This window comes from Motilimonas pumila (assembly GCF_003596335.1).
GTDB classification, from domain to species: Bacteria; Pseudomonadota; Gammaproteobacteria; order Enterobacterales; family CBDFNC01; genus Motilimonas; species Motilimonas pumila.
The window spans coordinates 139750-146923 of record NZ_QZCH01000008.1; the positions used below are offsets into that span (position 1 = coordinate 139750).

General features: G+C 46.1%; 10 protein-coding genes. 9 read left to right on the plus strand and 1 reads right to left on the minus strand.

From position 1 onward, the window contains the following. Nucleotides 1–83 precede the first annotated feature (83 nt). The 5 genes from D1Z90_RS08345 to moaE are packed head-to-tail and all read left to right on the plus strand — an operon-like array spanning nucleotide 84 to nucleotide 2377. On the plus strand, nucleotides 84–689 hold the full coding sequence (locus D1Z90_RS08345) for a molybdenum cofactor guanylyltransferase (protein ID WP_119910300.1): 606 nt from the start codon (nucleotides 84–86) through the stop codon (nucleotides 687–689). Continuing rightward, the gene (moaB, locus tag D1Z90_RS08350; RefSeq protein WP_119910301.1) at nucleotides 686–1198 is read left to right on the plus strand and encodes a molybdenum cofactor biosynthesis protein B; all 513 of its coding nucleotides are present in this window, start codon (nucleotides 686–688) and stop codon (nucleotides 1196–1198) included. Before D1Z90_RS08345 ends, moaB begins: the two co-directional genes overlap by 4 nt. A gap of 1 nt (nucleotide 1199) precedes the next feature. Next, complete coding sequence (moaC, locus tag D1Z90_RS08355) at nucleotides 1200–1682, plus strand: cyclic pyranopterin monophosphate synthase MoaC (RefSeq protein WP_119910302.1); 483 nt, start codon at nucleotides 1200–1202, stop codon at nucleotides 1680–1682. After that, a complete protein-coding gene (gene moaD / locus D1Z90_RS08360) occupies nucleotides 1675–1923 on the plus strand; it encodes a molybdopterin converting factor subunit 1 (RefSeq protein ID WP_119910303.1) in 249 nt (82 codons plus the stop codon). Before moaC ends, moaD begins: the two co-directional genes overlap by 8 nt. Nucleotides 1924–1927: 4 nt before the next feature. Then, nucleotides 1928–2377 carry a molybdopterin synthase catalytic subunit MoaE gene (gene moaE, locus D1Z90_RS08365; RefSeq protein ID WP_119910304.1) on the plus strand — a complete coding sequence of 150 codons (450 nt, stop codon included), beginning with the start codon at nucleotides 1928–1930 and terminating at the stop codon, nucleotides 2375–2377. A 69-nt stretch (nucleotides 2378–2446) separates the two neighbouring features. Here the strand turns inward: moaE and moeA are convergent, their stop codons facing one another. Then, nucleotides 2447–3679 carry a molybdopterin molybdotransferase MoeA gene (gene moeA, locus D1Z90_RS08370; protein ID WP_119910305.1) on the minus strand — a complete coding sequence of 411 codons (1233 nt, stop codon included), beginning with the start codon at nucleotides 3677–3679 and terminating at the stop codon, nucleotides 2447–2449. A gap of 209 nt (nucleotides 3680–3888) precedes the next feature. Here moeA and folE point away from each other — a divergent pair, with 209 nt between their 5' ends. From folE to D1Z90_RS08390, 4 genes are all read left to right on the plus strand, one after another. Beyond that, on the plus strand, nucleotides 3889–4560 hold the full coding sequence (gene folE / locus D1Z90_RS08375) for a GTP cyclohydrolase I FolE (RefSeq protein ID WP_119910306.1): 672 nt from the start codon (nucleotides 3889–3891) through the stop codon (nucleotides 4558–4560). Continuing rightward, complete coding sequence (locus tag D1Z90_RS08380) at nucleotides 4560–4841, plus strand: Rdx family protein (RefSeq protein WP_119910307.1); 282 nt, start codon at nucleotides 4560–4562, stop codon at nucleotides 4839–4841. The genes folE and D1Z90_RS08380 overlap by 1 nt, the downstream gene beginning before the upstream one ends. Before the next feature lie 93 nt (nucleotides 4842–4934). Continuing rightward, the gene (locus D1Z90_RS08385) at nucleotides 4935–5663 is read left to right on the plus strand and encodes a flagellin (RefSeq protein WP_147378745.1); all 729 of its coding nucleotides are present in this window, start codon (nucleotides 4935–4937) and stop codon (nucleotides 5661–5663) included. 868 nt (nucleotides 5664–6531) lie between these two features. Next, the gene (locus D1Z90_RS08390) at nucleotides 6532–6864 is read left to right on the plus strand and encodes a hypothetical protein (RefSeq protein ID WP_119910309.1); all 333 of its coding nucleotides are present in this window, start codon (nucleotides 6532–6534) and stop codon (nucleotides 6862–6864) included. The last annotated feature ends 310 nt before the right edge of the window (nucleotides 6865–7174 follow it).

The following is a 7174-nucleotide window of genomic DNA, read 5'->3' on the forward strand; positions in this document are numbered from 1 at the left end:
ATAAGGCGGCCATAGCCGCCTTATTATTTTCGCAAGCTTTGCTTTCAAAGCCTGTCATGCCATAGTTAACACTGTCTTTTGCAATGAGTTTTACCACTTTGAAATCGTTACACCCAGCACGCACTATTGCCGTTATTTTAGCGGGTGGCCGCTCCAGCAGAATGGGGCAAGATAAGGCCTTATTACAACACCAGGGTGGAACCTTATTAAGCCGTACCTATCACTTACTCAGCCAACTGGGTTTTCAACAAGTGGTGGTCAGTGGCGATTACCCCGATTTTCCCCATATTAAAGATGCCAAGGGTCAACTGGGCCCCGTGGCTGGTATTGCCAGTTGTGTGAATGCCCTTGGTCAGCAATGTGAAAACATGCTGTTTGTGGCGGTAGACACGCCATTATTAACCGCACAGAGCTGTCTTGAATTGTTGCAGCATAATGCAGGGCAGGGCGTGTATTACCGCTCAAGCCTGCTACCGGCATGCTTGGTGATGTCTGTGCAATTACCACATACATTAGACACGTTGATGCAGCCAAGGGCTGCAAAGCAACGCTCATTAAAACAACTTTTTCAAACTTTGGGCTGTCGGCCAATCGCAGTGCCAGAGCGCTTAAGTCAGTCTTTATTAAATGCTAATACGCCAGAGCAATGGCGCGATATCTGCCAGTTGGCAGCTAAGGAAGAATCATGAGTCACGCAGTGAAAGAATTTGTACCCGCTAATATTGCCGTATTAACCGTGTCTGATACACGGACCGAAGAAACCGATACTTCAGGTCAATACTTGGTTGATGCTTTAAAAGCCGAAGGGCATCAGTTAATGGCCAAGGAAATCGTGATTGATGATAAATATAAAATTCGCGCCACCCTTTCCAACTGGATTGCCGATGAAGCTATTAGCGTGGTGTTGGTAACGGGTGGTACCGGCTTTACCGCGCGAGATACCACGCCAGAAGCGGTAAAAGTGCTGTTTGATAAAGAGGTGGAAGGTTTTGGCGAACTGTTTCGTCAGATTTCTTATCAAGAAATTGGCACTTCTACTATCCAGAGTCGGGCGCTTGCTGGGTTTGCAAATCGCACCGTGGTGTTTTGTATGCCAGGCTCTACCAATGCCTGTAAGACGGCTTGGACTCATATTTTACAGCAACAGTTAGATTGCCGTCACAAGCCGTGTAATTTTATGCCACACATTGGGGTATAACATGAGTGAGTTAAGCCATATCAATCAGCAGGGCGACGCCCACATGGTGGATGTTAGCAATAAACAAGACACAGTGCGCCAAGCGATTGCTGAAAGCAGGGTGCAGATGAAACCAGAAACCTTAGCGCTGATTTTATCGGGTCAACACCATAAAGGTGATGTCTTTGCGACTGCTCGGATAGCGGGCATTATGGCGGCGAAAAAAACAGCCGACCTCATCCCCCTGTGTCACCCGTTGGCGTTAAGCAAAGTCGAAGTAGATATTAGCGTAGACCAGGCGAGCAGCGAAGTACGAATTGAAGCCTTGTGTAAGCTTGCGGGTAAAACAGGCGTAGAAATGGAAGCGTTGACGGCTGCGTCTGTGGCGGCACTGACCATTTATGATATGTGTAAAGCGGTGCAAAAAGACATGGTTATTAGCCACACTCGGCTATTAGAGAAAACCGGTGGCAAGTCTGGCCACTTTAAGGGGCAATATGATTAAGGTGTGCTTTTTTGCCAAATTGCGAGAGCAGTTTGAATGTGATGAATTGAGTTTAGAGGCCAATAACATTACACAGGTAAAAGACGTGATTACACAATTAGTGACTTTACACCCAAGCTGGCAGAGTGAACTGAAGCAAAGCAAGTGCTTGGTGGCGGTGAACCACGCCATGGCAAAAGCTGATACTGCGGTCAATAGTGGTGATGAGGTAGCCTTTTTCCCACCAGTAACGGGGGGCTAATACGATGATAAAAGTGCAACAGCAGGATTTTGATATTCAACATGAATATCAAGCGCTGGCGAAAGACAGTCAAGCCGGAGCTATTGTGACTTTTGTGGGATTAGTGCGGGACATGAACCTTGGTAAACAAGTGCAAGGTTTGGAGCTCGAACACTATCCGGGTATGACAGAGCAAAGCTTGCGAACCATTGTGCAGCAAGCTAAAACACGCTGGCAGTTATTGCAGTGCCGGGTGATCCACCGCGTCGGCAAACTGGCCCTTAACGAACAAATTGTCTACGTTGGGGTGAGTAGCGCTCACCGAGGCGATGCCTTTGCGGCGTGTGAATTTATTATGGATTACCTTAAAACGCAGGCTCCGTTTTGGAAAAAGGAGCATACCGATGAAGGGGCTAACTGGTTAGACGCGCGAGAAAGTGATGACCAAGCCGCAGAGCGTTGGCAGCAAGAATAATTGTTAGTGTACATGGAGTTTAAAAGAGACCTCAACGGGGGTCTCTTTTTGGTTTTATGTACCGATAGCTTATTGCAGTAAATGGTCGTAAGGCTCTATGGTCACCGTTTCACCGGCCGCAACCGCGCCTCTTTCTTGCTCTAATATGATAAAGCAGTTAGACGCACTCATTGAGCTAAATACGCCAGAGCCTTGTGCGCCAGTGCTGGCAACTTCAATCTGGCCTTGCGCATTGACGTGATAAATGCCGCGTTGAAAATCGGTACGCCCCGGCGATTTTTTAAATGCGGTTTGACTGATGGCTTGAAAACGCGCGGGGACCGCTGGCGTTTCTCCTGCCATTGCTCGCATAGTAGGGATGGCAAGCTGCACCAAGGTAACTAACGCCGACACTGGGTTGCCCGGCAAACCAAAGAAGACGCTGTGACTGAGCTTACCAAAAGCAAACGGTTTACCTGGCTTGATGGCCAGTTTCCAAAAGCCAATTTCCCCCAGTTCGTCTAATACTGTTTTGGTATAATCTGCTTCTCCTACCGAGACGCCGCCACTGGTGATAACAACGTCTGCTTCGTTGTTGGCTTGGTTAAACACCTTGCGCAAAGCGTCAAGATCATCAGGAATAATGCCATAGTCGATGATATTGACGTTAAAGTTTTGCAACACCGCGTGCAGACTGTATCGGTTGCTGTCGTAAATTTGTCCGTGTGCGAGGGGGGTGCCGACGGGCTTTAGTTCATCACCGGTAGAAAAAATTGCCACGCTTAGGGGGTGATAAACAGCCAAGGTGGCAATGCCAAGAGAAGCAATTAATGGAATGTCTCGCGGCGTTAAGCGTTTGCCTTGGTTTAGTACGGCTTGACCGAGTTGAATATCTTCCCCTAAACGGCGAATATGCTGGCCAACTTTAATACCGTGATTAAACGAAATACGGTCGCCGTTGGCGGTTACATTTTCTTGCATCTCTACCGTGTCTAAGGATGAAGGCACAGGCGCGCCGGTCATAATGCGAATGCACCCGCCCTGTGGGATGTTGCCTTCAAATGGCGTGCCGGCAAAAGCGGTGCCCACTAAGGTTAACGTGGTCTTTTCAGCCAGATCAGCGGCGCGAAACGCGTAACCGTCCATTGCGGAGTTATCAAATGCGGGTACGTTGACAGGAGAGGTCACATCATTAGCCAAGATGGTTCCCAGTGCTTGCGGCGTGTCAACGTTTATCACAGCTTGCTGGTTACTGACGCTATTGAGCATTTCTTGTAGCGCTTGTTCAACCGGTTTTAACCCTGGGGTATCGCAACATCCCATGCGATGAACTCCTTACAGTGAGAGAGTGAATAAAATCATAATAATCAGTCATATTATGAAGTTTAGGGCAATAATAATAGGTACCAAGGTCAAACTATGGCGGGTTGGTGCAATGAATGGCAATTTTACGGAAATCTCCGGTTTAAATATTGCATTTTGAGCAAAAAACCTCTAAATATGGCCGCGATAATGAAAACAAGGAAACAGGCATGGCCCAAGGCACAGAGGTAGCGAACCCTAACCCCGCCGCGAACATTGTTCGCCAAGCACTTATCGCCCGAGGATTAGAAACCCCTGTGGTTGAAAATGGCTTAGACAATACGCAGAAAAGGCAGCAAATTGAGCAACACTTTGAGCAAATAATGCAAGTGCTTGGCCTTGACCTGAGCGATGACAGTTTAATGGACACGCCCAGACGTATTGGCAAAATGTACGTTGATGAAATCTTTTCAGGTTTAGATTACGCCCAGTTTCCCAAAATAACCGTTATCGAAAATAAAATGAAACTCGATGAAATGGTGAAAGTGGCTGATATCTGTTTGACCAGCACTTGTGAGCACCACTTTGTCACCATCGACGGCAGCGCCACAGTGGCTTACATTCCGAAAACCAAAATCATTGGCTTGTCTAAAATCAATCGCATTGTGGGCTTTTTTGCGCGCCGACCGCAAGTGCAAGAGCGCCTAACGCAACAAGTGTTATGTGCTTTACAAGCGCTATTGGAAACAGACAACGTGGCAGTGTCGATAGACGCCGTGCACTATTGCGTTAAAGCCCGCGGCGTACAAGATGAGTCGAGCCATACCCGCACTACCGCATTGGGTGGTAACTTTAAGAGCAAACCAGAGACGCGCCAAGAGTTTCTACAAGGCTTGAAATAATGGCTCGCAAAGCGCCCAGAGTTGAGATTCATTATTGTAATCTTTGTCGCTGGTTATTACGTGCCAGTTGGATGTCACAAGAGCTGCTATCAACCTTCGCTGACGATCTTGGTGAAGTGGCATTGTGCCCGGGTGAGAAGGGCCAATTTCAAATAATGGTAGATAACCGTTTGATTTGGTGTCGCGTCAAAGATGGTGGCTTTCCTGAAGCCAAACAGCTGAAACAACGTGTGCGAGACCAACTTTTTCCAGCGCGAGATTTAGGCCATATCGATCAATAAACTCGCTGTGAAGTAATAGCCTGAACCCTGCCTGAATGTGAGCTCAATAAAGGCCTGCTATGGGTTAATGGCTATTGCTGCGAGGGAGTATTTTTGACTATAATTTATTCAGTTCACCCTGCTGGAGATTATATGCAAGTCGCTTCTCAACCTTTGTTTCAACCAACCTCTTTTTTGCAGCAACAAAAGCAAAAGCAGGAAGAAGAAACAGAAAAGCTCTCGAGTGGACAGCGCATTAACTCTGCAGCCGATGATCCAGCCGGTTTTGCCATCGCGCAGCGTTTAACGTCGCAAATCAATCAATCCAATCAGCTTTATGCCAATGAAGTGTATAACCAGTCTGTTGCGGGCATTGAAAGCAGCGGCTTGGCAAATACTGGCCAATCTGTGATGCAACTGAATGAGTTGGTGTTACAAAGTGGCAATGGCGCATACAGCTCTGACGATATAGCTGCCTTGCAAGGTGAGATTGACGAAATTGTTGAAGGCTTAGATAGCGCTCAGGCGCTTGGGCTAGACCAAATAGATTTGGTGGGAAAAAGCTTAGATGACAATTTACAAATTTTGAGCGATGCTCAAGACCAGGTGTTATCTGATTTAACCGACTTGGGCGCACAAATAAACGGCTCAACCGCATACCAAAGCCAGTTAAACTCCGCCATGATAAACCAATCTGCTGCGCGCTCGCGCATTCTTGACACCGATTATGCGGCCAGTAGTTCTGGTTTAGCTAATGCCGACGTATTACTGCAAGCTGCTGCCAAAATGAAGCAAGAAAAAGAAGAACAAGAAGCGAAAGCAGTCAACGGCATACTTGGATAAAAGGCGCTTGCTCGGTATAAGCCAACCCAAGCGACATCTTTAAAAAAAGGCTGATTGATGGTTCCTTAGAGAACGCGTACCACTTCAACCCTGCTTATGATGTCTGCATTGGGCTTGATAGATTAACGGGTACCTGCGCGACAAGCCATTTCAGTGCTTCTCTACTACTCACTTCGCCACATTTCCCTTTATCGAAGAGTACTGTCTAAATAAACAGTTATAATGTAAAAGGGCTACTCTACCGCGTTATTCGAGAAATAAAAAGGCTCGAATAATACATGCTCATACACCAAGTTACTGAAAAGTAATAAGTTATCTTATGCTCTTTTGTTTTTAACGAGAATCCTATTCTCGCTAAAACCGGATTCTCGCTTTCCCCGAAAAAATTTTATGTATTCGTTTGTAGCGACTAACCTAAACTGTTAAATTTATATGATTTTTTAGTCAATAGTTGTGAGGGTTCTGGGTGACGCAATGCGTGTATAAACAGAATTCTCGCTAATAAGCTGTTAGAAGGCGGGGCGCATTTTAGGGTTTCGAGTGCCGCATCAACACCATTTTTGTTGTCAGCTGGCTCAATATTGCGGCAATGAAGTTGAGAGAGTGCAAAAGCAATCGTCTTACTTCAGTGGCTCACCGCTTTAACCCTTTCTGTTTGTTCAGTACCTCACTGTAGCGGTGTCTTTAGGTTTTACTAAAGAAAGCATTGAGTTAGAGTATAAAGTTATTTGGGAAGGTGGTGTAAGTCCGCCATTCTAACAAGGTTTTCAAGTCGGACTCGTGATACAGCTTGCTCGGTTCCACTTCGTTTCACATTTTAGCAAGCTGTAACTCGCCGCTTAAAACGGCGTTATGCGTAAGGCTTTATATGAATAAATTTTTGTTAACTATTTTTACAGTTTTATCGTCCAATGTATTTGCAGATGGTGACTTTCGCGCACTTGAGGGGGATTATGCTGTAACTGGCGCCTATACAAGTGATATAGGAAGTAGTCACCTTAGAATTGTGTTAAATGGGGAACCTGCGAAGGATTTGTACTTAGCTATGGATACTGAAGTGTTCATTGATGAATGTACTGAAACAGAATCGAAAACTGTAGGTAAAATGCAGTGCTTCTTTTATAAAGAAAATAAGAGCTACGAATGTAATTTTGCAATAAATTTAGATAAGCAAACGATTGAACATGGAATCCCGTGTTAATTACGCATAACAAGTCGTTTAAACGGACGTGCAACAGTTGGCTCGCGCTCGTTCCTCGCACATTTTAGCCAACTATTTCACGCCGCTTAACGAGGCGCTGACGGATCCCCTCATAATTTCCCCAGTCCAGCGTTGTGCGTGAGCCGTTGATATTCCAGTATTGCCCATTGATATTGGGACTCGTAAATTTGATACCGCCTATGGCTCCGAACTTCCCTTCCTAAGCGGGGTATGGAAAGCACTCTGCGATGTTTTATTGTGTTGGCTTGAAAGTCAAAATGCCACTTCGCTTGTACCGCAACGAGTCCAT

What these genes read in the sequence shown, in the direction of transcription:
- D1Z90_RS08390 (WP_119910309.1), top strand. Translation starts at nt 6,532, where the DNA reads ATGAATAAATTTTTGTTAACTATTTTTACAGTTTTATCGTCCAATGTA.
- D1Z90_RS08380 (WP_119910307.1), top strand. Translation starts at nt 4,560, where the DNA reads ATGGCTCGCAAAGCGCCCAGAGTTGAGATTCATTATTGTAATCTTTGT.
- moaB (WP_119910301.1), top strand. Translation starts at nt 686, where the DNA reads ATGAGTCACGCAGTGAAAGAATTTGTACCCGCTAATATTGCCGTATTA.
- moaE (WP_119910304.1), top strand. Translation starts at nt 1,928, where the DNA reads ATGATAAAAGTGCAACAGCAGGATTTTGATATTCAACATGAATATCAA.
- moaC (WP_119910302.1), top strand. Translation starts at nt 1,200, where the DNA reads ATGAGTGAGTTAAGCCATATCAATCAGCAGGGCGACGCCCACATGGTG.
- moeA (WP_119910305.1), bottom strand. Translation starts at nt 3,679, where the DNA reads ATGGGATGTTGCGATACCCCAGGGTTAAAACCGGTTGAACAAGCGCTA.
- moaD (WP_119910303.1), top strand. Translation starts at nt 1,675, where the DNA reads ATGATTAAGGTGTGCTTTTTTGCCAAATTGCGAGAGCAGTTTGAATGT.
- D1Z90_RS08345 (WP_119910300.1), top strand. Translation starts at nt 84, where the DNA reads ATGAGTTTTACCACTTTGAAATCGTTACACCCAGCACGCACTATTGCC.
- folE (WP_119910306.1), top strand. Translation starts at nt 3,889, where the DNA reads ATGGCCCAAGGCACAGAGGTAGCGAACCCTAACCCCGCCGCGAACATT.